Source organism: Ensifer sp. R-19, assembly GCF_049905105.1.
Taxonomy (GTDB): Bacteria; Pseudomonadota; Alphaproteobacteria; order Rhizobiales; family Rhizobiaceae; genus Ensifer.
In genome coordinates, this window is record NZ_CP184569.1 from 3922549 (window position 1) to 3944124 (window position 21576).

Genomic DNA, 21576 nt, shown 5'->3' on the forward strand with positions numbered 1-21576 from the left:
TCCGCGGTGTCATTCGCAAGCTCGCCGCGATGCAGGCGCGCACGGCCGCTCGTCGTCTTCGGCGCGAGCGACAGGCGCCTGAGCCGGAAACGCAGGGCGCGGCGGCGTCGAGCGATCCTCTAAGCTTTGCGGCCACGCTCGCGCCCAGTCTCAGGATCGTGATGCTGCTCGCCATTGCCGGTCATAACCGACTGGAGATCCGCCATCTCCTCAAGATTTCCGACGAGGCGCTGCGTCAGCGCATCCTGCTGCTGCGCCGAGCCTGGCGCGATGCCGGCCACCTCGAGACCAATCTGGAACTGACCGGGCTGCGTTATCCGCTGGAAAGCGGCTGCATCCGCCAGGCATTGCTGCCGGTCACCCGCAGCGGCCGTGCCGCCTTTGCCAGCCACGATCCCGATGGTCACCTCTTCGCGGTCAATTTTTCTTCGCGTGCGTCTCACGAAAAGGCGGCCGGCGGCAACAAGCCGGCGTAACCAACAGAAACGGAGCAACCAATGCTGTCGAAACCACGTATCGGAGCCATGTGCTACTATGTCCAGGAGATCTCCCGGACGGAAGCCTTCTATCGCGATGTGCTTGGTCCTGAGGTGCAGCGGATGGATGACGATGAAGCCGGCGTCTGGCTGATGGCCGCCATCGAAAACAACGTCGAGCTGATCTTCTTTGTCACCGAAAGCAATCCGGCAATACGCCGATCGTCGTCTTCGATCTCGCTGAAGGCGGTATCGACGACGTGGTCGGTGGTCTCGCTGAAAAAGGCACCACGATCGTCACGCCTGTGAGCCACGCGCCGGGCGGTTGGTCGGCAGAATTCGCCGATCCTGATGGACACGTCCTGTCACTCTATCAGTCGGCGGAGATGCCGCGCCTCAAGCGTGCCGCCAACGGCTAAGCGGCCACGCTTGTTGAAGAATGGCCGCCGCATTTGCTGCGGCGGCCGCAGGCCCGTCAGAAGGGACCACTCCGGGAGGGAGGCCTCAGGCCCACTCGCCCTGGCGCATGACCGGGACGCGGCTGCCGTCGGCGCGCACGCCGTCGATATCCACCTGGCCTGAGCCGATCATCCAATCGATGTGGATCAGGCTCGAATTGCCGCCTTGGGCGCGGATCTGTTCCGGCGTCAGCTTGGTATCGTCGACGAAGCAGCCGGAATAGCACTGGCCGAGTGCGATGTGGCAGGAGGCGTTTTCGTCGAACAGGGTGTTGTAGAAGAGGATGCCGCTTGCCGAGATCGGCGAGGAATGCGGCACCAGCGCCACTTCGCCGAGCCGGCGTGCACCCTCGTCTGTATCGAGCACCTTGTTCAGCACTTCCTCACCGCGCGAGGCCTTCGCCTCGACGATCCGGCCGCCTTCGAAGCGCACCTGGATATTGTCGATCAGCGTTCCCTGGTGCGACAGCGGCTTGGTCGAGGAGACATGGCCCTCGACGCGCAGCGCATGCGGCGTCGTGAAGACTTCTTCAGTCGGGATGTTCGGGTTGCAGGTCACGCCGTTCTTGGCCTCCGATGCGCCGCCGCACCACAGGTGACCATCGGCCAAGCCCACGGTCAGGTCGGTGCCGGGGCCGGTGAAGTGCAGTGCTGCGAAACGCTCGCCATTCAGCCAGGCCGAGCGCCGGGCGAGATTGGCATTATGCTCTTTCCAGGCGACGACCGGGTCGGCGACATCGACGCGCGAGGCGGCGAAAATGGCGTTCGCAAGCTTCTCGACAGCAACGTCTTCCGCATCGTTCGGGAAGACGAGCTTTGCCCAGGACGGGTTCGGGTAGGAAACGATGTTCCAGTTGATGTCGAAGTTCGAGATCTTTTCGAGCGCCGGCTTGTAGGCGATCGAGTTCGCCTTGTTGGCGCGCGCGACCTTGGCCGGGTCCTGCGTCGACAACATCATCGGATTATCGCCGGAGATCGCCAGGCGCGCCGCACCGCCGGCAAAGGCCTTGGCCATGCCGTCGAAGAGCCAGTCGCTCGCCCGGTCGAAGCTTTCGTCGGGAGCGTAGGCATAGCGCGCCAGCGTCGTGTCTTCATCGGAGTAGAGGGTCGTCACCAGTCCGGCACCCGCCTTGTAGGCGTGCTTGGTGATGAGGCGGACGAGTGGCATTGCCGCCACCGGCGCGGTCATCACCAGGTCCTGGCCGCGCTGCAGCTGCAGGCCGACCTGGATCGCGACTTCCGCAAGCTTGTCGAGTTTCACCGGATCGATGGGATTGGGCGTATTGGCGGGATAGGTCATGATCTGCCTGTCTATTGAATCGGAAGAAGAAGATTTAGAGCGCTTTGCGGCGAAAATGAAGGTTGGTGGTCATCATGCGATCCCAAGTTAATCCGTCCTGAGAGCGGCCTGCATCCGTTCGACATTGCTCCGGTGCACCGCCTCGTAGGGTTCGAAATGGAGGATCGCGCCTGAGGCGATCTCCTCGGCGGCGAAATCCTTGAGCGTGCCGATAGGGGTGCCGGCCGCGATCGCGTCGGTCAGCCGTTCGATGTAAAGGCGATTGGCATCGATGAGCTCCGGCCCGTAGCCGCCCGCGGCGATGCGCTCGCGGTCGCCGTGAGCGGGCAGGATCCTTTCGATCGGCCATTGCCGCAGCCGCTCGAGTTCGGCGACATGCGTCGCCGTCTGGTCAGCCTCGCTGATATAGGTTGTTGTATCCTCGAGCGTATCGCCGGCGAGCAGCAGTTTTTCCTCGGGCAGCCAGATGACGTTGCCGTCGGCGCTGTGGATGGCGAAGTGGTGCAGCTCGACCCGACGTTCGCCGACCGTAAGCGCGAGCGTCCGTTCGAACAGCCGGTTCGGCATGACGAGGGGCTGGATCGGTGGCGTCGCCGCCTCGATCTTTTCGCGGTTTTCGTGAAGTCTCTCCGCCGTCAGCTTCAGCGCGATGATCTCGCAATCGGCAAAGACCGCGTTTCCGGCCACGTGGTCCTTGTGCCAATGGCTGAGCACGACGCGGATCGAGGTGACGCCGAGGCTTTCGAGGTGATTGCGGATCGCCCGGGCATGGTCGAGCGAAATATGCGTGTCATAGACCAGCGCCTCCTTGCCGTCGACGATGGCATAGGAGGCGATGCCGAGTTCATAGGCACCGTCATCAAGCCAGTTCGGCGCCTCTGAATGAAGCCGTACGCCGGCGACACGCCCGTCGTAATAGGCATAGACGCCGGGGTAGGGCTCAAGAATCATCAAGGTCGAAGTCATGTCCGTCACGTTGCGCTCCTCCAGCAGGGCTTGGGCACTGTCATAGGGCAGTCCCACGCCAAACTGAAGGACGACATGACTAGACTTATCGGCCTACGCCCGGCGGGCACGCAGCAGATAGGCGTCGTGATCCCTGAGGAAGGCCATCAGCCGCTCGCTGTAATCGGCCGTTACCGCCGCCTTGACGCTCGGCCGTTCGGCAAGCGCCTTGCGCCAGGCGCTGATACGATCGAGCCCGTCGAAGATGCCGTGATCGGCAAGCGTGTCGAAAAGATCGAAATAGCGGAAGATCGGCGCGAAGACCGCATCGACGAGCGAAAACTTCGTGCCGGCGAAATAGGGCCCGTGGCCGAGCGTCGCTTCGATGGTCGCAAACTTGTCGGCGAGCGCCTTGCGCTTCTGCTCGTAGGTTTCCTGGTCCTTGGCAGTCTCGAAGCCCCAGAGATCCGAAAGGATCGACGAACCAAACTCCATCCAGCCGCGATGCCGGGCGCGCTCCAGCGCATCTTCAGGGTGAAGCTTCGGGCCGGCTTGGCTTTCCTCGACGTACTCGGCGATAACAGAGCTTTCGAACAGCACGGTTTCGCCGCCTTGCTGCGGCACCTGCAGCAGCGGCACCTTGCCGAGCGGTGAGATCTTCAGGAACCAGTCAGGCTTGGCTTTGAGGTCGATATAGGTCCGCTCGAACCGAACGCCTTTTTCGTCGAGCGCGATCGACGCACGTTGCACATAGGGGCAGAGGTGGTGGCTGACGAGGGTAAGCATGGCAGTCTCCCGGTTGAGCAAGTAGATGCATTTGCATGTATGTGGGCTTGCTTCGATTTTCAAGATGGATGTAATTGCATCTATGGCAGATGAGACAAAAAACGACCGAGAGCGTCCCCGACCGGAAACCACGGAAGCCTGGATCGGGCTGATGCGTGCGCGTGAGCGGGTGCTTGCGCGGATCGAGGCCGATTTCAAGGCTTCAGGCTTGCCGCCGCTCGGCTGGTACGACGTGTTGTGGGAGCTGGTGCAAGCGGAAGGTGGCCGGCTGCGTCCCTTCGAGATCGAGGCGCGCACGTTGCTTGCGCAATACAATCTCTCGCGCCTGATCGATCGGCTGGTGAAGGAAGGGCTCGTCCGCCGCGAAACCTTCGACGCCGATGGTCGGGGCCAGTGGGTGGTGATCACCGAGGCCGGACGGGCGATGCGGGCGCGCATGTGGCTGACCTATGGCCCATCGATCGAGGCCCATGTCGGCGCCAGACTGACCGAAGCGGAGGCGCGGCAATTGGCCGGGCTGCTGGCGAAGCTCAGGTAAGGCGTTTCAAGCGTGCAACGGCTTCGCGTCTCCGCAATGCCAGGTAATCGGACTGCCGCCTGTGCGCAAGTTTGCCCCTCACCCTAGCCCTCTCCCCGCAGGCGGGGAGAGGGGACGTGCCCCGCTCGCAACGCTGTCGAACGGAGGCACTGTGAGGAGGAAATCGAGGGAGATACTTGCTGTTGAGGTGAGCGGTTGCCGCGAGTCTCCTTCGCCCCACCTGCGGGGAGAAGGTGGCCGGCAGGCCGGATGAGGGGCAGCAAGCGCCAATCTATGACGCCTTCGTCCTCAACTATTGAGACCAAAGGATTTTTCCAGGGCTTCCCAGGTTTCGTCCATGGCGAAGGTGCCGGAGAGATAGGGGAGCGCGACATGGCCATAGAGCGGCGAAAGCTGCCACTCGGCCGTCTCCTCGTCGACGCCGGCGATCTGTTGCAGGTAGATCGTCGAGACGAGCCCGGTGCGGTCGGCGCCGGCCTTGCAGTGGATCAAGAGCGGCTTCGGCGCGTCCCGGAGGATCGCCATCAGCGCGTCGGTTTCCTTGGCGTCGATCTCCACCGAGGCGGACATGGGAAAGTTGATGAGCCGGATACCGTTGCGCTTGGCGGCGGCAACCTCGTCGCGATACCAGCGCTCGTCCGGTTTCTCGCCACGCAGGTTGAGAATGGTGCGGATACCGTAGCCCTTGGAATCGGCGGCGATCGCCTCAGGGCTTGGCTGCGCCGAGCGATAGACCTCTCCAGCGACGAGCGTGTGGAAATTGCCGGTCCATTGCAGGCCGACGAGATAGAGCGCCAAAGCTGCACCAAGCGCACCTGTGACGACGACGAGGCGTTTCAAAAGACGCTTCGCGGTGAGAAACCCTGCAGATGCCATGAGACAGACCCGACGCCGTTCGTGAGCGGTGCGCATGCGAAAGTTGCACAGTTTTCATCCCGCTTCTGCGGCACGTATAAGGCATCTGTGATATTTTGATGGCGGGCGTTTCAGGCGATCAGCGGTGCGGCGATCGCCCTCAGTGCGGCCTGTGCGTCGCGCGGCGCGAGCCGCACTTGCAGCCCGCGCTGGCCGCCATTGATATAGACCTGCGCCTCGGCAAGTGCGGCCTCCTCGATCGCCGTCGGCACGAGCTTTTTCTGACCGAACGGGCTGATGCCGCCGACATGGTAGCCGGTCAGCCGCTCGGCATCGGCCGGCTTCATCATGGCGGCCGACTTGCCGCCAAAAGCGCTGGCGAGCTTCTTCATGCTGACTTCGCGGTCGGAGGGCACGACGCAGCAGACTGGTTTCCCGTCGACCTCGGCCATCAGGGTCTTCAGCACCCGGCTCGGATCTTCGCCGAGCGCTTCGGCCGCCTGCAGGCCGACGCGCTCGGCATTGGGATCGTAGTCGTAGCTGTGCACGCTGAAGGCGACGCCGGCCTTCGAAAGCATCTGCGTGGCGCGCGTGGTCTTCGACATCGTTTGGCTCCGGCTCAGGCGCTACAGCGCTGCCTCGTAGAGGTCAGGCTTGAAGCCGATCAAGAGATTGCCGTCGGCCTCGAGCACCGGGCGCTTGATCATCGAGGGTTGCGTCAGCATCAGCGCAATTGCCTTTTCCTGGTCAAGGTCTTGTTTGTCGGCGTCGTCGAGCTTGCGGAAGGTCGCGCCGGCGCGGTTCAACACCGTTTCCCACCCGGCTTCCTTGCACCAGCGTTCGAGGTGCGGGCGGTCGATCCCCTCGGCCTTGTAGTCGTGAAAGCGATAGTCAATGCCCCGGCCTTCGAGCCAGGTGCGCGCTTTCTTCATCGTGTCGCAGTTCTTGATGCCGTAGATCGTAACCGTCATTCCATGCCCCAACATCGTCGTGAGCAACTCCGGGAAACCATCCGGAATCGCACAATTTCAAAGCGTGGCAGGAGTGATAGCGTCCCGGCGAGCCCGAGGGAAGACGCCGACCTTGCTTCAGGTCACGCCGGCATAGCGGCCGGGCCTGTGGTTGATCGCGAGCGTCATGTTGACGACGGCTGCACCCACGACCGAAAGCACGAGGTTTGCGGGCGGCAGCACGAAGTAGGCGGCGGCAAGGATGGCGAGATCGACCGCGAGCTGGAAGTAACCGGCGCGGACGCCGAACTTTTCCTGGAGATAGATCGCTACGATGTTGATGCCGCCGAGCCCGGTGCGATGGCGGAAGAGGATGAGCAGGCCCGTGCCCATCAGTCCGCCGCCGACAACCGCCGCATAGATGGGATCGAGCCGGGCGATCTCAACCCACCCGGCCGTCAGCCGCGAAAACAGCGAGACGAGGCTGACGGCGATGAAGGTGCGCAGTGCAAACATCCAGCCGAGCCGTTTGACCGCCAGGACGTAGAAGGGCAGGTTGACGAGGGAGAAGACCAGCCAGAACTCGGCCCCGGTTGCATACTGCAAAAGCAGCGCCAGGCCCGATGTGCTGCCGGTCAAGAGCATCGCCTTGCTGTAGATGATGACGCCGAGCGACATGATCAGCGTGCCCATGAGAATCGCCAGCGCATCCTCATAGAGGCGATGGCGTTCTACCGGGGCTTCGGACACGTCGATGCTGCGCTCGGCCATCTTATCCTCAGAGGCTTTTGAACTTGGCGATGACGCCCTCGACTTCGGCCGTCTTCAGGCCGGCGATGTTGATGCGGCCGGAGCCGGGCATGTAGATGCCGTGCTCGTTCCGGAGCCGCATCACATCGGCCTCTGCGAGTGGCAGCAGCGAGAACATGCCTTCCTGGCTGGCGACGGCGCCGAGCGCCTGCCAGCGATCGCGCAGGCCCTCGGCCAGCGCCCGTCGGATGTTGGTGATACGCAACCGCATGGTTTCGAGTTCTTCCTTCCAGTCGCGCTTAAGGTCGGCGTCGGAAAGGATCAAACGCACGATGGCGGCGCCATGATCCGGCGGCATCGAATAGCTGGTGCGCGCGAGGCCGGCGAGGTTGGAGCGGACCGTATCGGCCGAGGAGGACGAGGTCGTCACCGCGAAGATCGCGCCGGCGCGCTCGCGATAGAGGCCGAAGGACTTGGAGCAGGAGACGGCAACCAGCGCCTCGGGCACGACGCCGATCAGGTGGCGAAGGCCGGCGACATCCTCGTCGAGGCCACGGCCGAACCCCTGATAGGCGAGATCGACGAGCGGCAGTAGGCCGCGCTCGGCGATGACGGCGGCAAGCTCCATCCACTGTGCTTCGGCAATCACGCCGCCGCTCGGGTTGTGGCAGCTCGCATGCAGCAATACGGCGTCGCCGGCAGAGGCTCCCTGCAGCGCGGTGATGATGTTGTCGAAGAGCACCGTCTGTGTTGGTACATCGAAGAACGGGTAGCCGGCGGGTTCAAGGCCGGCCGTCTTGAAGATGCTCGCATGGTTCGGCCAGCTCGGCAGGCCGATCCAGATGCGCTTGCCGCCCATCTGATGGATGAGGTCGGCCGCGAGCCTGAGAGCGCCGGACCCCCCCGGCGTCTGCACGCCGGCAATGTGGCTGCGATCGATGGTATCGCCGCCGACCAGCGTCCAGAGATGATCGATGAAGACGAGGTCGCCTTCCGGGCCGACATAGGCCTTGCTGTCCTGGGTTTCGAGCAACCGCTTCTCGGCCGCCTTGACGGCGCGGAAGATCGGCGTGTGGCCGGTTTCGTCGCGGTAGACGCCGACGCCGAGATCGACCTTTCCGGGGCGTTCGTCCTTGCGGTAGAGCCCGATCAGGGCCAGCAACGGATCGTCGGGTTGGCGGGTCAGTGCGTCGAACATGCCGGAAAATCCCCCTTGAATGGCAGCGATGCGTTATCGGTCGAGAATGCCTGCCGGCCGCCGTTCCTCCGGCTTGCCCTGCGGCTTCCTTCTTAAGTCAGGATCAGCGCAAAATCGATGCGATTTTTGCCGCAGAAGCAATATCGACAGCGTGCTATTTGCGCAAAACTCTGCAATTGATTTGCTGATTTGCGCGTTGGAGCTTGGTGATGGTTGAAAAGGTGGTGATGGAACTGGATCAGGTTGACCGACGCATCATCCGTCTGCTCGTCGAGGATGCGTCGTTGAGCAACAACGAGCTCGCGGCCCGGGTCGGTCTCTCGCCGGCGCCGCTGTCGCGCCGCCTCGCCAGGCTCTATGCGACGGGTGTCATCCGCCAGACGGTCGTGGTCGATCCCAAGGCCGCCGGTGTCGGCTTTCAGGCCTTTGTCGAGGTCACGCTGGAGCGCACTGCGAGCAAGGTCGGTCACCGTTTCATCGAGTTGGTTTCGCGCATGCCTGAGGTGGTGGAATGCCACACGGTTGCCGGCGACTTCGATTTTCTCCTGAAGATCGCCGTGCGCGATGTCGCCGACTACAAGCGCCTGCTATGGAGCGAGTTCGAGCAGATCGCCGAGATCAAGACGCTGCGCTCGACCATCCTTCTCGATAGCCCAAAGATGACAGCCGCCACCTTGGGTGACGGCCGCTGAATGAGGCGATTGGGGACGGCTTCGCGCTTCCTCGGGATTGCTTAGGCTTCGAGTGGTCCCGGCTTGCGCGCGGCGTTAGAGGGCTGAGCGCAGGCGATCTTCATCAGGTCCGAACGTCGGCGTGCAAGGCGGGTCGAGACGCGGGTGACGATCAGCCCATCCTGCGGCGCGTGCACGTCGACGGTCCCGCCGGCCTGGCCCGGCCGCGCGAGAATGGTGGCGAGCAGGTCGCCCGCCTTCACGCTTTCGCCGATGTCGCGATGAAACAGGATGGCGCCCGCCTCCGGCGCGCGGATCATCTCGATGTTATCGAGGGGGGCGACGATGCCGGCGAACGGCGCGATCGCCTCTTCGTCACCGGTAACGACGCCACGGGCGACGAGGAAGCGGAAGACACCCTCTGCGTCCTTACGGGCAAGCTCCGGATAAACGTCGCGCGTGCCGCGAAGCTCGACCGTGACCGAGAGACGTCCCGGCACACGCGCCTTCTTCTGCCCGGTCTCATATTTCCAGGCATAGGCGACAGCCTCCTCGAAGGCGGAACTTTCGCCGTCCGAGAGGAAGACCGCTTCCATGTCGAGCGCAGAAGCGAGGTCGCCCGCCTCCGGCCAGAAGGCATCGTCGATATAGGCGTATTGCAGCGCCTCGTCGTCGCAGTGAAGGTCGAGCATCAGGTCGGCGCCGAGCGCCATATGCAGCAGCTGGCGCTTTAGCCGGTCGGTCGCCGAATAACGATCGAGATCCTCGATGAGGTAGTCCCGGTCGGCAAGCGAGATCAGCGGGAAATCGCGGTTGAAGTTGGTGCGTGAGCCGAGGTCGAAGCGGCCCTGCAACTCGCCGAAATGCGATTGCGCCGTGCCGATCGGATTTGCCTGCGGCACGACTGTGATGTCGCCGAGGATGGCGCCGTCTTTTTCTGCCTGCTGCAGCTTTTCGAGCAGGAAATGCGCCAGCGCGGTGCCCGGCAACTCGTTGGCGTGCAGCGCCGCCTGGATATAGGTCTTCGGTGCCGCGGCATTCCTGCCCTTGAAGCGGTAGACAGGCAGGCGCCATTCGATGCCGGACGTATCGCCGGCGATGATGATTTCGGAAATGTCCATGGGCTCCTCCCGTATCGTTTTGTTGGTGGCGCTTATCGGCATTCCAACGGCGCTCCGCAAGTCGCTAAGAACTGGGGTGCGGAATCGGGTTGCGCCGAAGTTGCTCTGGCTTTGACATCCAGGGCAGGCCTATTGTTCCTGGAGACCGCTAGCACAGGCAGGAGACGGCAAAATGATCCTGATCGGCCAATACGACTCTCCGTTCGTTCGTCGCGTGGGCATCGCGCTCACGCTCTACGGTATCCCCTTCGAACACCGCCCCTGGTCGTCCTTCGGCAACGCCGACGCACTTCGCGCCCACAATCCGCTGACGCGCGTGCCGACCCTGGTGCTGGACGATGGGCTGGCGCTGACCGACAGCCACATCATCCTCGACTATCTCGATAGCCTCGTTTCCGACGATCAGGTCATGTTCCCGCGAACCGAGCCGGCACGACATCGGGCACTCCGGATCGCCACGCTCGCGACCGGCCTTGGCGACAAGGCGGTCAGCCTGTTTTACGAGAAACGCCTGCACGGTGAGGTCTCGGCCCTTTGGGTCGATCGCTGCCGCCGCCAGATCGAGGAAACTCTCGGCGTGCTCGAGGCGAGCCGTGCGCAAAGCCAGAGCGAATACTGGTTCTCGGAGCGCATCGGCCATGTCGATATCGCCGTTGCGGTCGTCCTGCGGTTCCTTAACGACGTGCATACCGATCTTGTGGCGATCTCGAACTACCCTCATCTACAGGCACATGCGCAGAAGCTGGAAGCGCTCCCCGTGTTCCAGACGATCAGCCAGCCTTTCATTCCGCCGGCTTGAGGCTTCAGCGCGATCCGGCGAGCGGCAAAAGTGCAGCAACGCCGCGCGTCGGAGAGGACGTCCGGCGATCTCGATCGGCAATGCTGGCTGGCTTCAGGCGCTCCGGCTACTCGGCGTCGAGGAAGCTGCGGATCGCTTTCACCGTGGCCTCTGGTTGCTCTTCCATCAGCCAGTGGCCGGATGCCGGAACGACCACTCCCGTGACGTTTTCGGCAGCCGCGCTAGCAACGACGGCCATCGTGGGTCCGAAGGACTTTTCGCCGCCAACGGCCAGAACCGGCATGCCGAGCTTGCCCTGCTTCAGGAAGGCCTGGTTGTCGGTCGCGTCCTGGTCGAAGGCTGCGAACTGGGCGAAACCGGCGCGCATCGCCCCCGGCTGGGCATAGAGCTTGGCGTAGTGTTCGCGCGATGCTTCGTCCCACTTCTTCGGGTCGGCGGAGAATTCGTTCCAGAAGCGATCGAGATAGATGCGCTCGCGGCCGGCAACCAGGCGCTCCATGTCAGGCCCGCCAAAACGGAAGTGCCAGAGCAGCGGGTTCTTGAGGATCTCTTCCCAAGGGCCGATGCCGGGAAGCGGCGCATCCATGAGCACAAGTTTTGTCGTCCGGGACGGGTACTGCGCGGCAAATTGGTAGCCGACCATGTTGCCGATGTCGTGCGCGACAACGTCGACTTTTTCCGCCTTCAAGGCGTCGAGCACGCCGGCGATATCCTTTGCTTCGTTCTTCTTGTCGTAGCCGGTTGCCGGTTTCTCAGAGAGCCCCATGCCCCTGAGGTCGGGCACGATGACGCGGTGGTTGCGGGCAAGCTCGGCGGCAAGCGGCGCCCACATGTCGCCCGTCTCGCCATAGCCGTGCAGCAGCACGACGATTGGCCCGGACCCGCCGATGCGGACGTGAAGGGTGGTGCCGTTGGTGGCGATGTCCTGGGTGGTGAAGGTCGCCGGATAGGGCTGAACGTCGGCTAGGGCCGGGGCGGCAATGGCGATGGCTGCGCTGGCAATGAGGGAACGGAGCATTCTGTCTCTCCTGTTTGTCGGTATGTGCCAAAAGGCGTTTCGATAAGCAGAAGATGACATTGGACCGTTGGTCGAACTAGTAGCCGAAAAGCGGAGCTATTGTTCGTTTTTGCCGAACGCTGTGCGGTCTTGTTCTCGTTTCCACCGGGGTAGTGACCAGATGGGTGTGGACGGGCACTCCAAGGCCCGCCCCGCGAAACCTTCGATTGGCTGCCCTACGCCGGCGGCATCTTCTCGAATTTGGTCAGTGCCGGATCGAGATGGTCCCAGTCATGCCCGCGTATGCCGTAGGTCACGACCTGAGGCTTGTAGCGGCTGGGATCGTCGAGGCTTGCCGCGCGCACGCTGAAGAACTCCGGCATGGCCGAGAAGGTCATGTAGACGGGCGAGCCGCAGGTGGGACAGAAGCCGCGCGTCTTCACATGGCCGCTATCGGCGACCATGTCCCAGTGCTTGGCTTCGCCTTCGAGCTTCACCCCGTCGCGGCGGAACGTCATATGTGAACCATGCCCGGTTCCGCTCTCGTGCTGGCAGTCGCGGCACTGGCAGTCGTTGGAGAAAACCGGTTCTCCGGAGATTTCGTAGCGGATCGCACCGCAGGCGCATCCGCCGATATAGGACTTGCTCATACATTCCTCCTGTTTCGGGCACGGCAAAGCCTGGCGCGCGGCCGTAAGGGCGACGCTGACCATTCTCTTTGCTCGTTCGGGTTGGTGAGGTGCCGGGTCGCCGTGACGATCCGGCTTTAGCATTTAGTGCTGTTCGTCGGTGACAGAACCGAGGCGCGACAGGACCTTCGTCCAGCCCTCGCTCATGTTCTTGTAGGCGCTGTCGTTCTTCGGCGTGACGAAGCCGGAATGCACAAGGCGAAGACGGGTGCCGTTGTCGACCTTTGCCAGCGTCCAGGTGACGACCGTATCGAGGCGGGAGCCGTAGCCGGTATTGCCCTCGTGCCCGCCCTGCCAGGAGTAGACGAAGCGCTCATGCGGACGCACCTCCAGCACCTGGCAACGGATCGTCCCGTCCCAGGCGCCGGCCGGCGTCGTCTTGAAGGTGAAATGCGTGCCCTCCACGGGTTGAAAGCCCGTCGGCGGCATGATCCAGCGGCCCATCAGGTCGCCGTTGGTCAACGTTTTCCAGATCGTCTCGGGCGTATGCGGAAATACCTCGTCGACGACGATGTCTTGCGTCTCGGACTTCAGAACTGCTGCGTCGGTCATGGATCAATCTCCTTGAGAAGTGTGCGTAGGTCGGCAAAGCGCTCGTGCCAGAAGCTGCCGTAGTGGCTCATCCAGTCGACGAGCGGCGCCAGGCCTTCGGGCTCGGCGCGGTAATAGACGTTGCGGCCCTCCGGACGCTCGGCGACGAGACCCGCCTGCTTCAGCGATTTGAGGTGCTGGGAAATCGCGCCCTGCGTCACGCCGCTGCCGCGGGTGAGCTCGACCACGGTGATTTCCTCGGCATTGGCGATGCGCTCGAAGACGGCGCGTCTTGTCGGATCGGCAAGGGCGCGCATGACGGCGGTGATGGGGGCGGTTTCAATCATCATGGCTAAATCATTAGTGTAGGCTGATTGATTAGTCAACACTATTTGTTTTCGCCAGCGCTCCTGAAACGATAAGGCTGTCGTCCGAGTTTGGGTTCGAGACGAGAAAAAGGGGCGCCACCCAAGGTGCGCCCCTTTGTATTGTTGTCGGTTGAGGTTGCTTATTCGCTGGCTTGAGCGGCCTGTTCGATAAGCGCTGCGACAGCGTCCGGCTTCGAGACGTAGACGGCGTGGCTGCCGGATGTTTCGACGACGGTGGAGCCGGCGCGTTTTGCCATCTGGCGCTGGGCGGCCGGCGGGATCATGTGGTCGTCGGTCGCAACCAGGTAGAAGCTCGGCTTTTCCTTCCAGGCCGGAGCGGTGACGGCACCGGCTGCCGCTTCCACGCCCCACGGCACCTGGGAGTCGGCCATGAAGGCTGCAATCTCGGGATCGACGTCGGCCGCGAAGGCGGCGGCGAACTTCGCCTTGTCGAGCGCCAGGAAACCATCGACCGGCGGCAGGATCGGCGGAACGGAGGCGCCGGCCGGCGGGTTGGCGATCAGCGTGGAAACGGACTCGCCCTTATCCGGCGCGAAGGCGGCGATATAAACGACGGACTTCACCTTTTCGTCGGTGCCGGCTTCCGAGACGACCACGCCGCCATAGGAGTGGCCGACGAGCACGACCGGGCCGTCCTGCGCGGCAATCGCGCGCTTGGTGACGGCGACGTCGTCTGCAAGCGAAAGGGTCGGGTTCTGGACGATCGTGACGTTGTAGCCGTCCTTCTTGAGGATGTTGTAGACGCCCTGCCATCCCGAGCCGTCGACGAAGCCGCCGTGAACGAGCACGACATTCTTGGTGGCGGGGGCGGCCTCAGCCGGTGTGAGCGCGCTTGCGGAGAGGGCGAAAGCGGCGGCAGTGATGAGGGTCTTGATCATTTTCGGGTCTCCTTGGTTGAGTTGGTTTCCGCGAAAATCGTTATCGCGATAATCATCGTATACGCCGACTCGATTTCGTTGTAAAGATACTTTTTATCGCGATATTGATTTTCGCAGCACAAGGTTCGAACTGCGCCAAGGAGACTACGATGTCTGATGCACCCACCCTGCCACTGGACAGCCAGCTCTGTTTTTCGATCTATTCGGCGTCGATCGCCATCAACCGCGTCTACAAGCCCATGCTCGATGCGCTGGGTGTGACCTACACGCAGTATCTCGTCCTGAGTACGCTTTGGGAAAAGGACGGCCTGACGATCTCGGCGATCGCCGATCGGCTGAGCCTTGAATCCAGCACCATTACGCCGGCGGTCAAGCGGTTGGAGGCCGCCGGTTTCGTCGGCCGGCATCGCAGCATGGTCGACGAACGCCTGGTCGAGGTTCACCTCACCGCCAAGGGTCGGGATCTCCACGTGAAGACCGGATGCTTGACGGCCTCTCTGCTGGAGCATTCGGGTTTCACCGTACCGGAGATGATCGATCTGAACGAAAGGGTCCAGAAGTTGCGCAACGGAATGCGGGACGCGGCCAAGGCGTAGAGGCGGGCGAGCATTGCGACGCGGTTCGGCGCCGGGCTATGTCTGCCTTCTCGATGGTGGCGGGCGCTTCCAGCCCATCACCGCGTTCGCGCTCCAACGCGCGTCCACCAGCTCGGCGATCAGGAAATCAGCGAGGGCAGAGACCTTGGCGGGTCGCGCGCGGGCCGTCGGCGTCACGAAGTACAGTCCGCCTTCCGGTAGACGCCAGTCGGTGAGAACAGGTTCCAACCGTCCGTCCGGAAAATACTGGGTGGCGATGAACTCGGGGAGCTCGGTCATCGCCAGCCCTTCGAGTACTGTCGGCAGCAAGGCCTCCGCGCTCGTCCCTCGCAGCAAGCCCCTGGGCGCAACCGCCACTTCCTCGCCGGTCTCGTGATGGGTGAAGCGCCAGACGTCCCGTTTCGACCGGTTGGCGTAGCTCAGACACTGGTGGGCGACGAGGTCGTGCGGGTGCTGCGGGCGGCCATTTGTTTCAAGGTAAGCCGGCGAAGCGACGACGAACCGTTGGACAGGTGCGATCAGCCGCGCGACGAGCGATGAATCCTCCAGCACGGCGATGCGCAGCGCAGCGTCGAAACCATCGCCGATGAGGTCCGTCTGCGCATCGGTCAAGTGAAGGTCGACTGCGATTTCGGGGTAGCGCCGAAAGAATTCCGGCAGAAGCGGGGCGACCCAGCGCGTGCCGAAGGACAGCGGCGCGGCTAGCTTCACCAGCCCTCGCGGACGGCTGGCGGCGTCGCGCGCCAGGTCCTCTGCCTCTTCGGCATCCGCGAAGATCCTGGACGCTCGTTCGGCCAGCATGTGGCCGTAGTCGGTCAGGGCAAGTCGGCGCGATGTTCTATTGAACAGACGACCGCCAAGTCGCTCTTCGAGACGGGTGACGGCGCGCGATACGGTTGCGACCGAAACCCCCATCGTCCGTGCCGCCGCAGCGAAGGAACGCTCCTCCGCCACCTTGGCAAACATCGCCAGCGCTTCGAAATCGGGCAGCTTGGACATCGACAATTCTGCAATTATAACTTTCAACCATTTCTATTTCGAAAAGAGCGGAGTTGCAACATCATGGCCTGGTCCGCAACGAATTGCGGAGCCCACGTCAAGGAGACGTTCAATGTCTGCGACCCGTTATCTTCCCTTTGTCGGCCGGCTGCTGATCGGCCTTCCCTTCGCCATGAGTGGTTTCAGCAAACTCGGCGCCTACAGCGCCACGACCGGCATGATCGGTGCCGTCGGGCTGCCCTTTCCACCGCTGGCCTTCACCGTGGCAGTGCTTGTCGAGCTTGGTGGAGGTCTGCTTCTCATTGCCGGCTATCGCACCCGCTACGTAGCGGCTGCTCTCGCGCTGTTCTCCCTCGCAACGGCCTTCTCGTTTCATAGCAATTTCGCCGATCAGAACCAGATGATCCATTTCCTCAAGAACGTCATGATGGCGGGTGGGCTTCTTCAGATCGCTGCATTCGGCGCCGGTGCTTTCAGCATCGACAATCGGCACCAGGCCGGCGAGCCGGGCACAGGCGCGGCGGTTGCCGCCCATTAGTCAGCCGATGCCGGATCGGCGGATGTTGCGACCGGGCTGAGCTATCCAGACCTGAACCTGTGCCCTGTCCTCATGCTTCCGGCAATCGCCCGACCCCAACCGGAGAAAAGTGATGTCTTTCCCCGTTTCGACCTTGTTGCTTCGCAACCTCCACGACGTGTTCGGTGAGATTGACGCTGAGCGCCGGCGTGCCGCGATCGACGAGATCTTCCATGAAGACGCCGTGTTCTATGACCCCAATGGCGGTATCTTCCGCGGCCGCGACGAGATTGATCGGATCGCGGGCGTGATCAAGGCCACACATCCCGACTTTCAATACCAGCCGATCGCCCCAGCTGAGGAAATAGGCAATGGCGGCCGGGTCCGGTGGGTGTCAGGCAGTCCCGGCAAAACAGCGGCCTATGCCGGGACCGATTTCATCATCGCCCGGGGATGGCAAGATCGCCGCCGTCTATCTCTTTTTTGATGCGCTTCCATAGATCAGACGCATCGCGATCGCTTTCCGGGCACCGGGCAAGCGGCTATCTCAGCCGGCCGATCGGAATAATCTCGGGCGCGGAAGTTTCGAACGAACTGCCGTCCCAGCCGCCGAGCCACTGTTCGACGACGAGCCCGGCCTCGTCCATCATCGCGACGAGGTCTTCATGGGAAGGGAAGGCGATTTTCGACTGGGCCGCGTAAGTGCGTCCGTCGGCTGCGATCCGATAGAAAGTTCCGTATTCCACGATACCCGTCGCCGGATCATGCTGCACGTCGTTCCAGGCGAGAACCTGGCCTAGGACCGGATGAACGATGTCCCGTTCGGATTCGGCCGCGGTCCACTCCCGCCATTCTTCGACCAGCGGATTGCGGCTGTCGAAAATGAAGCGCCCGTCGGGAGCCAGATGCGCTGCGATGGTCTTGAGTGCGGCGAGCTGATCCTCCCTGGTCAGGAAGACCTGGAAGGCATGGCCGCTGAGCAGCACCATATCGAAGGTCTCGTCGAGGCGGATGGTCCGCCCGTCGCCCTCGACCCAACGCACCCGGTCGCCGCCGGGTCGTGACCTCGCGACATCGAGCATCGCGGCCGCCGGATCGACGCCGACGACCCGTTTGCCACTCACAGCAAGAGCAGCAGCCAATAGGCCGGTGCCGCACCCCAGATCGAGGATCGAGGTGCGGCTAGCGGCCATGGTCTTCAGATATTCGGAATCAGCGGTCCAGCCGTTCTCGATGTCGTAGAACTCTACAAGGCTTGGATCGCTATAGAGCTTGTCTGACGGCATCGAGATGACTGCTTATTCCCACTCGATCGTGCCCGGCGGCTTCGAGGTGACGTCGTAGACGACACGGTTGATGCCGCGGACCTCGTTGATGATGCGCGTTGCCGCGCGGCCGAGGAATTCCATGTCGTAGTGGTAGAAGTCGGCCGTCATGCCGTCGACCGAGGTGACGGCACGCAGCGCACAGACGAACTCATAGGTGCGGCCGTCGCCCATGACACCGACGGTCTGCACCGGCAGAAGCACGGCAAACGCTTGCCAGATGGCGTCGTAGAGGCCGGCCTTGCGGATCTCGTCGAGATAGATCGCATCAGCCTCGCGCAGGATCTCGAGCTTCTCGCGGCTGATGCCGCCCGGGCAGCGGATGGCAAGGCCCGGGCCCGGGAAGGGGTGGCGGCCGATGAAGCTGTCGGGCAGGCCGAGCTCGCGGCCGAGCACGCGGACTTCGTCCTTGAACAGTTCGCGCAGCGGCTCGACGAGCTGCATATTCATGCGCTCCGGCAGGCCGCCGACATTGTGGTGCGACTTGATCGTCACCGACGGGCCGCCGGTAAACGAGACGCTTTCGATCACATCGGGATAGAGCGTGCCCTGGGCAAGGAAGTCCGCGCCGCCGAGCTTCTTCGCCTCTTCCTCGAACACTTCGATGAACAGGCGGCCGATGATCTTGCGCTTGGTCTCGGGGTCGCTGACGCCTTCGAGTTCGCCGATGAAGCGGTCGGACGCGTCGACGTGCAGGAGGTGCAGGTTGTAATGCTCCTCGAACATCGCAACGACGTTCTTCGCCTCGTCCTTGCGCATCAGGCCGTGGTCGACGAGGATGCAGGTGAGCTGGTCGCCGACAGCCTCATGGATGAGGAGTGCCGCGACCGAGCTGTCGACGCCGCCCGAAAGCGCGCAGATCACCTTCTTGTCACCGACCTGGTTGCGGATCGCCTCGACCGCCTTGGCGCGGTAGGCCGACATCGACCAGTCGCCCTTGATGCCGGCGATCTTGTGCACGAAGTTGGCAATCAGCTTGGCCCCGTCGGGGGTGTGCACCACTTCGGGGTGGAACTGCACGGCGTAATATTTGCGCTTCTCGTCGGCGATGAAGGCGAAGGGCGCGTTGGCCGAGGTCGCGACGACCTCGAAGCCCTCGGGGATCGCGGTGACGCGGTCGCCATGCGACATCCAGACCTGGTGGCGCGAGCCGACGGACCAGAGGCCTTCAAACAGCGGGCAGTCCTTTTCGACTTCCAGGAAGGCGCGGCCGAATTCGCGGTGATGTCCGCTCTCGACCTTGCCGCCAAGCTGGGCGCACATGGTCTGCTGGCCATAGCAGATGCCGAAGACCGGCAGGCCGGAATCGAAGATAACCGAGGCCGCGCGCGGCGAGCCGATGTCGAGCGTCGAGGCGGGGCTGCCGGAGAGAATGACGGCCTTCGGCTTCAGCTGGCGGAAGCCTTCCTCCGCCGACTGGAACGGCACGATTTCGCAATAGACACCGGTTTCGCGCACGCGCCGGGCGATGAGCTGCGTCACCTGGCTGCCGAAATCGACGATGAGGACGGTATCGGGATGGGCTGTCTGGGTCATTGGGGGCCTTCAAACAAGCTTGATCATGGCGAGCCTTTAATGAAAGGCCGTCATCAGCGCAACGATTCAATTGCACCCCGACAATTCCGGGGTTTCAGAGCGGGATGAGGAAAAGTGTGTGCGGTTTTCCGACCGCATCCCGCTCTGACTTACGATCACATTTAGAGCCGGATCGCGCCGCTTGAGATCGCATTCTCCAACCGGTCGATCACGGCTGCAAGCTTCTCGTCGATGACGTGCAAATATTCCGTCCAGTCGCTGACGTGCTTGAGCTCGGCCTTGCCGTCGGAAATGCCGCGAAGCGCAATTAGCGGAACCCCGAAGGACTGGCAGGCGCGCAGGACCGCAAAGGTCTCCATCTCCACCATGTCGGCGTCGATCGTCTCGTACGCCGCGCCCGAGACGATGTTGGCGCCGGTCGAAAGCCGGGCCTCCGGCACGCCGGGAATCCTGAGCGGCAGCGGCACCACGGCCGGCAGGTCGAGAAACGGCGTTGCGCCCTTCTCGAAGCCGAGCGGCGAGGCATCCATGTCGCGATAGCCGACGGAAACGGCCTGGTAGACCTCCGTCTGTTCCAGCCTGGCGGCACCGGCGGACCCGAGCGAAACGACCAGATCGGGCAGGGCTCGCTCCGCGGCGAGCTCCGCGAGCGTTCGCGTCAGCACCACGGCGGCCTCGACCGGGCCGACGCCGGTCATCAGCGGTTTGATCCGCTGCTTGAGGTGCGTCCCGTATTCGGCATCCACGGCCATGACGTAGAGAACCCTGCGTCCGGCAACGGTTTTGACGGCAAAACTCATCCTTCGATCCCCTGGCGTCCGCGTACCACCATCATCGTCCCGGTCATCGAGGCGATCAGCTTCGCCGGCCCATCGGCGCGGATCGCGTAGCCGCGCCCGTCGGAGACGATGATCGTCGAGCCGGGTTTGGTCACTTCACCGCGAAACAGGAAACGCTCGCCGCGCCCCGGCGAAAGCAGGTTGACCTTGAACTCGATCGTCAGGATCGAGGCATCCGGGTCGATCACCGAATAGGCGGCATAGGTGCCGGCCGAATCCAGCGCCGCCGAGATCACGCCCGCATGCAGGAAGCCATGCTGCTGCGTCAGCTTGTCGTCGAACGGCAGTTCGATCTCGACCGTGCCCTGTTCAACGAGCGTCAGTTCGGCGCCGACCGTGCGCATTGCCGCCTGCCGCGCGAAACTCTCACGGATGCGCTTTCGGAAATCGGGGGGATCACGGTCGTCCATCAGTCCACATGGCCTTTTTTGTCGGGTGGCATCATTATGCCTGCGGGACAGTGGCACGCTCGTGAAGGTCCGACAAGTTCAATTCATGAGCAAAATCGAGCTGTTGAGCGTCGTCGCAAACGCAACCCAGGCGAGATATGGCAGGAACAGCAGGGCCGAAACGCGATCCCGCCGCCGGCTTGCGACGACGAAACCGGCGACTGCAATCAATAGCGCGGTGATGACGATCTGGGCTGGGGAGATGTCCTGCATCCCGAAGAACAGCGGCGACCAGAGGAAGTTGAGGAACATCTGCGCCAGCCACAATCGCATGGCGGCGCGAGACCGAGACCAGTGGCGAATAGGACTGCGCACACGATCGTTCTGTTCATGGCCTCGACAGATAAAACAGACTTTCTGGCTTTCCATGGGGGCTGCCGTTTTGAAGCCGTGATCTGCCACCTAAATCATGTGCCATGAAGAGCTTCAGACGCATCGACATCCGGCCGGCCGGTCCGGATGACATCATGATGATCGCCTCCGTCATCGTCGAAAGCTGGCAATCGACGTTCCGCGGACTGATTTCCGACGCCTTCCTCGATGGGATGAGCGTCGAAGAGCAGGCGCTGCGCCACGCAAGGCGCATGCGCGTCGCCGATGTCTTTCATCTGGTCGCGGTCGACATGAGCACGAACAAGGTGATCGGTTTTGCCAATTATGGAAAAGCCCGATCGATGCCGCCGCGTTTCGATCGCGAGCTCTATGCGCTCTATATCCTCAAGGAATTCCAAGGCGCCGGCATCGGCTCGGCACTGGTGCGCAGCGTTGCCGCCCATTGCCGGGAACTGGGCGGCAAGTCCCTGTTTGCCTGGGTGCTTTCCAGCAATCCGAACAGGGCGTTCTATGAGCATCTGGGTGCGGTTGCCGTCGGCCAGGGCCAGGTAAGCCTCGGCGGCGAAAACCACGACCAGATGGCCTATCGCTGGGACGACTTGGCAAAGCTCTCCGGCGCCGGCCGCTTTTCGGCCTGAGGCATGTCTCCGG

The 21576-nt window shown here is 62.9% G+C and carries 29 protein-coding genes; 9 read left to right on the forward strand and 20 right to left on the reverse strand.

Annotated elements, in window-relative coordinates; translation table 11 throughout:
* The first annotated feature begins 29 nt into the window (after positions 1-29).
* Both ACN9MO_RS18910 and ACN9MO_RS18915 read left to right on the forward strand, forming a co-directional pair.
* Positions 30-476 carry a hypothetical protein gene (locus ACN9MO_RS18910; RefSeq protein ID WP_425986001.1) on the forward strand — a complete coding sequence of 149 codons (447 nt, stop codon included), beginning with the start codon at positions 30-32 and terminating at the stop codon, positions 474-476.
* Between the two features lie 21 nt (positions 477-497).
* Positions 498-785, forward strand: a complete 288-nt coding sequence (locus ACN9MO_RS18915) for a hypothetical protein (RefSeq protein ID WP_425986004.1) — start codon at positions 498-500, stop codon at positions 783-785.
* A gap of 195 nt (positions 786-980) precedes the next feature.
* Here the strand turns inward: ACN9MO_RS18915 and ACN9MO_RS18920 are convergent, their stop codons facing one another.
* The 3 genes from ACN9MO_RS18920 to ACN9MO_RS18930 form a co-directional block, all read right to left on the reverse strand.
* On the reverse strand, positions 981-2234 hold the full coding sequence (locus ACN9MO_RS18920; RefSeq protein ID WP_093234354.1) for an aminopeptidase: 1254 nt from the start codon (positions 2232-2234) through the stop codon (positions 981-983).
* Positions 2235-2321: 87 nt separating this feature from the next.
* Positions 2322-3200: an MBL fold metallo-hydrolase gene (locus tag ACN9MO_RS18925; protein WP_425987128.1), complete on the reverse strand. Its 879-nt coding sequence runs from the start codon at positions 3198-3200 to the stop codon at positions 2322-2324.
* A 93-nt stretch (positions 3201-3293) separates the two neighbouring features.
* Positions 3294-3965, reverse strand: coding sequence for a glutathione S-transferase family protein (locus ACN9MO_RS18930; protein WP_093234356.1), 672 nt, complete (start codon positions 3963-3965; stop codon positions 3294-3296).
* A gap of 82 nt (positions 3966-4047) precedes the next feature.
* On the opposite strand from ACN9MO_RS18930, the gene ACN9MO_RS18935 reads away from it, so the two are divergent.
* Positions 4048-4503 (forward strand): MarR family winged helix-turn-helix transcriptional regulator, encoded by a 456-nt coding sequence (locus ACN9MO_RS18935; protein ID WP_425986008.1) that lies wholly within the window; start codon positions 4048-4050, stop codon positions 4501-4503.
* Between the two features lie 288 nt (positions 4504-4791).
* On the opposite strand, the gene ACN9MO_RS18940 is transcribed toward ACN9MO_RS18935, so the two are convergent.
* The 5 genes from ACN9MO_RS18940 to tatA form a co-directional block, all read right to left on the reverse strand.
* Positions 4792-5379, reverse strand: a complete 588-nt coding sequence (locus ACN9MO_RS18940) for a dual specificity protein phosphatase family protein (protein WP_113132139.1) — start codon at positions 5377-5379, stop codon at positions 4792-4794.
* A 110-nt stretch (positions 5380-5489) separates the two neighbouring features.
* The gene (ybaK, locus tag ACN9MO_RS18945) at positions 5490-5963 is read right to left on the reverse strand and encodes a Cys-tRNA(Pro) deacylase (protein ID WP_113131990.1); all 474 of its coding nucleotides are present in this window, start codon (positions 5961-5963) and stop codon (positions 5490-5492) included.
* 21 nt (positions 5964-5984) lie between these two features.
* A complete protein-coding gene (locus tag ACN9MO_RS18950) occupies positions 5985-6329 on the reverse strand; it encodes an ArsC family reductase (protein WP_112947146.1) in 345 nt (114 codons plus the stop codon).
* Between the two features lie 117 nt (positions 6330-6446).
* On the reverse strand, positions 6447-7079 hold the full coding sequence (locus ACN9MO_RS18955) for a YitT family protein (protein WP_058326233.1): 633 nt from the start codon (positions 7077-7079) through the stop codon (positions 6447-6449).
* A 7-nt stretch (positions 7080-7086) separates the two neighbouring features.
* The gene (gene tatA / locus ACN9MO_RS18960) at positions 7087-8256 is read right to left on the reverse strand and encodes a tyrosine aminotransferase (protein ID WP_113131991.1); all 1170 of its coding nucleotides are present in this window, start codon (positions 8254-8256) and stop codon (positions 7087-7089) included.
* A 209-nt stretch (positions 8257-8465) separates the two neighbouring features.
* Here tatA and ACN9MO_RS18965 point away from each other — a divergent pair, with 209 nt between their 5' ends.
* A complete protein-coding gene (locus ACN9MO_RS18965) occupies positions 8466-8948 on the forward strand; it encodes an Lrp/AsnC family transcriptional regulator (RefSeq protein WP_425986014.1) in 483 nt (160 codons plus the stop codon).
* A 41-nt stretch (positions 8949-8989) separates the two neighbouring features.
* Here ACN9MO_RS18965 and ACN9MO_RS18970 read toward each other — a convergent pair whose 3' ends face one another.
* Positions 8990-10048 carry a succinylglutamate desuccinylase/aspartoacylase family protein gene (locus ACN9MO_RS18970; protein ID WP_058324574.1) on the reverse strand — a complete coding sequence of 353 codons (1059 nt, stop codon included), beginning with the start codon at positions 10046-10048 and terminating at the stop codon, positions 8990-8992.
* 172 nt (positions 10049-10220) lie between these two features.
* On the opposite strand from ACN9MO_RS18970, the gene ACN9MO_RS18975 reads away from it, so the two are divergent.
* Positions 10221-10847 (forward strand): glutathione S-transferase family protein, encoded by a 627-nt coding sequence (locus ACN9MO_RS18975; RefSeq protein WP_112947148.1) that lies wholly within the window; start codon positions 10221-10223, stop codon positions 10845-10847.
* Positions 10848-10953: 106 nt separating this feature from the next.
* Here ACN9MO_RS18975 and ACN9MO_RS18980 read toward each other — a convergent pair whose 3' ends face one another.
* The 5 genes from ACN9MO_RS18980 to ACN9MO_RS19000 form a co-directional block, all read right to left on the reverse strand.
* On the reverse strand, positions 10954-11865 hold the full coding sequence (locus tag ACN9MO_RS18980; protein WP_112947149.1) for an alpha/beta fold hydrolase: 912 nt from the start codon (positions 11863-11865) through the stop codon (positions 10954-10956).
* A 215-nt stretch (positions 11866-12080) separates the two neighbouring features.
* On the reverse strand, positions 12081-12494 hold the full coding sequence (locus tag ACN9MO_RS18985; protein WP_112947150.1) for a GFA family protein: 414 nt from the start codon (positions 12492-12494) through the stop codon (positions 12081-12083).
* A 123-nt stretch (positions 12495-12617) separates the two neighbouring features.
* The gene (locus tag ACN9MO_RS18990) at positions 12618-13085 is read right to left on the reverse strand and encodes an SRPBCC family protein (RefSeq protein WP_112947151.1); all 468 of its coding nucleotides are present in this window, start codon (positions 13083-13085) and stop codon (positions 12618-12620) included.
* Entirely contained in the window at positions 13082-13411 is a 330-nt protein-coding gene (locus ACN9MO_RS18995) for a metalloregulator ArsR/SmtB family transcription factor (protein ID WP_112947191.1), read from the reverse strand. Before ACN9MO_RS18995 ends, ACN9MO_RS18990 begins: the two co-directional genes overlap by 4 nt.
* Before the next feature lie 161 nt (positions 13412-13572).
* Positions 13573-14331 carry an alpha/beta fold hydrolase gene (locus ACN9MO_RS19000; RefSeq protein ID WP_057247903.1) on the reverse strand — a complete coding sequence of 253 codons (759 nt, stop codon included), beginning with the start codon at positions 14329-14331 and terminating at the stop codon, positions 13573-13575.
* 149 nt (positions 14332-14480) lie between these two features.
* Here ACN9MO_RS19000 and ACN9MO_RS19005 point away from each other — a divergent pair, with 149 nt between their 5' ends.
* On the forward strand, positions 14481-14927 hold the full coding sequence (locus ACN9MO_RS19005; protein WP_057247904.1) for a MarR family winged helix-turn-helix transcriptional regulator: 447 nt from the start codon (positions 14481-14483) through the stop codon (positions 14925-14927).
* A gap of 36 nt (positions 14928-14963) precedes the next feature.
* On the opposite strand, the gene ACN9MO_RS19010 is transcribed toward ACN9MO_RS19005, so the two are convergent.
* Positions 14964-15926, reverse strand: a complete 963-nt coding sequence (locus tag ACN9MO_RS19010; protein WP_058324580.1) for a LysR family transcriptional regulator — start codon at positions 15924-15926, stop codon at positions 14964-14966.
* Positions 15927-16038: 112 nt separating this feature from the next.
* On the opposite strand from ACN9MO_RS19010, the gene ACN9MO_RS19015 reads away from it, so the two are divergent.
* Together ACN9MO_RS19015 and ACN9MO_RS19020 are read left to right on the forward strand one after the other, a co-directional pair.
* Positions 16039-16464: a DoxX family protein gene (locus ACN9MO_RS19015; protein ID WP_113131992.1), complete on the forward strand. Its 426-nt coding sequence runs from the start codon at positions 16039-16041 to the stop codon at positions 16462-16464.
* A gap of 112 nt (positions 16465-16576) precedes the next feature.
* A complete protein-coding gene (locus ACN9MO_RS19020) occupies positions 16577-16930 on the forward strand; it encodes a nuclear transport factor 2 family protein (RefSeq protein WP_425986022.1) in 354 nt (117 codons plus the stop codon).
* Positions 16931-16985: 55 nt separating this feature from the next.
* Here ACN9MO_RS19020 and ACN9MO_RS19025 read toward each other — a convergent pair whose 3' ends face one another.
* From ACN9MO_RS19025 to ACN9MO_RS19045, 5 genes are all read right to left on the reverse strand, one after another.
* On the reverse strand, positions 16986-17729 hold the full coding sequence (locus ACN9MO_RS19025; protein ID WP_058324583.1) for a class I SAM-dependent methyltransferase: 744 nt from the start codon (positions 17727-17729) through the stop codon (positions 16986-16988).
* Between the two features lie 12 nt (positions 17730-17741).
* Complete coding sequence (guaA, locus tag ACN9MO_RS19030; protein ID WP_058324584.1) at positions 17742-19304, reverse strand: glutamine-hydrolyzing GMP synthase; 1563 nt, start codon at positions 19302-19304, stop codon at positions 17742-17744.
* Positions 19305-19465: 161 nt separating this feature from the next.
* A complete protein-coding gene (locus ACN9MO_RS19035) occupies positions 19466-20104 on the reverse strand; it encodes a 5'-methylthioadenosine/S-adenosylhomocysteine nucleosidase (RefSeq protein ID WP_113131993.1) in 639 nt (212 codons plus the stop codon).
* Positions 20101-20553 carry a PaaI family thioesterase gene (locus ACN9MO_RS19040; protein ID WP_057247911.1) on the reverse strand — a complete coding sequence of 151 codons (453 nt, stop codon included), beginning with the start codon at positions 20551-20553 and terminating at the stop codon, positions 20101-20103. Before ACN9MO_RS19040 ends, ACN9MO_RS19035 begins: the two co-directional genes overlap by 4 nt.
* Before the next feature lie 78 nt (positions 20554-20631).
* Positions 20632-20994, reverse strand: a complete 363-nt coding sequence (locus ACN9MO_RS19045; protein WP_245299270.1) for a TspO/MBR family protein — start codon at positions 20992-20994, stop codon at positions 20632-20634.
* A 14-nt stretch (positions 20995-21008) separates the two neighbouring features.
* Between ACN9MO_RS19045 and ACN9MO_RS19050 the strand changes: the two genes are divergently transcribed.
* Positions 21009-21563: a GNAT family N-acetyltransferase gene (locus tag ACN9MO_RS19050; RefSeq protein ID WP_113131994.1), complete on the forward strand. Its 555-nt coding sequence runs from the start codon at positions 21009-21011 to the stop codon at positions 21561-21563.
* Positions 21564-21576 lie beyond the last annotated feature (13 nt).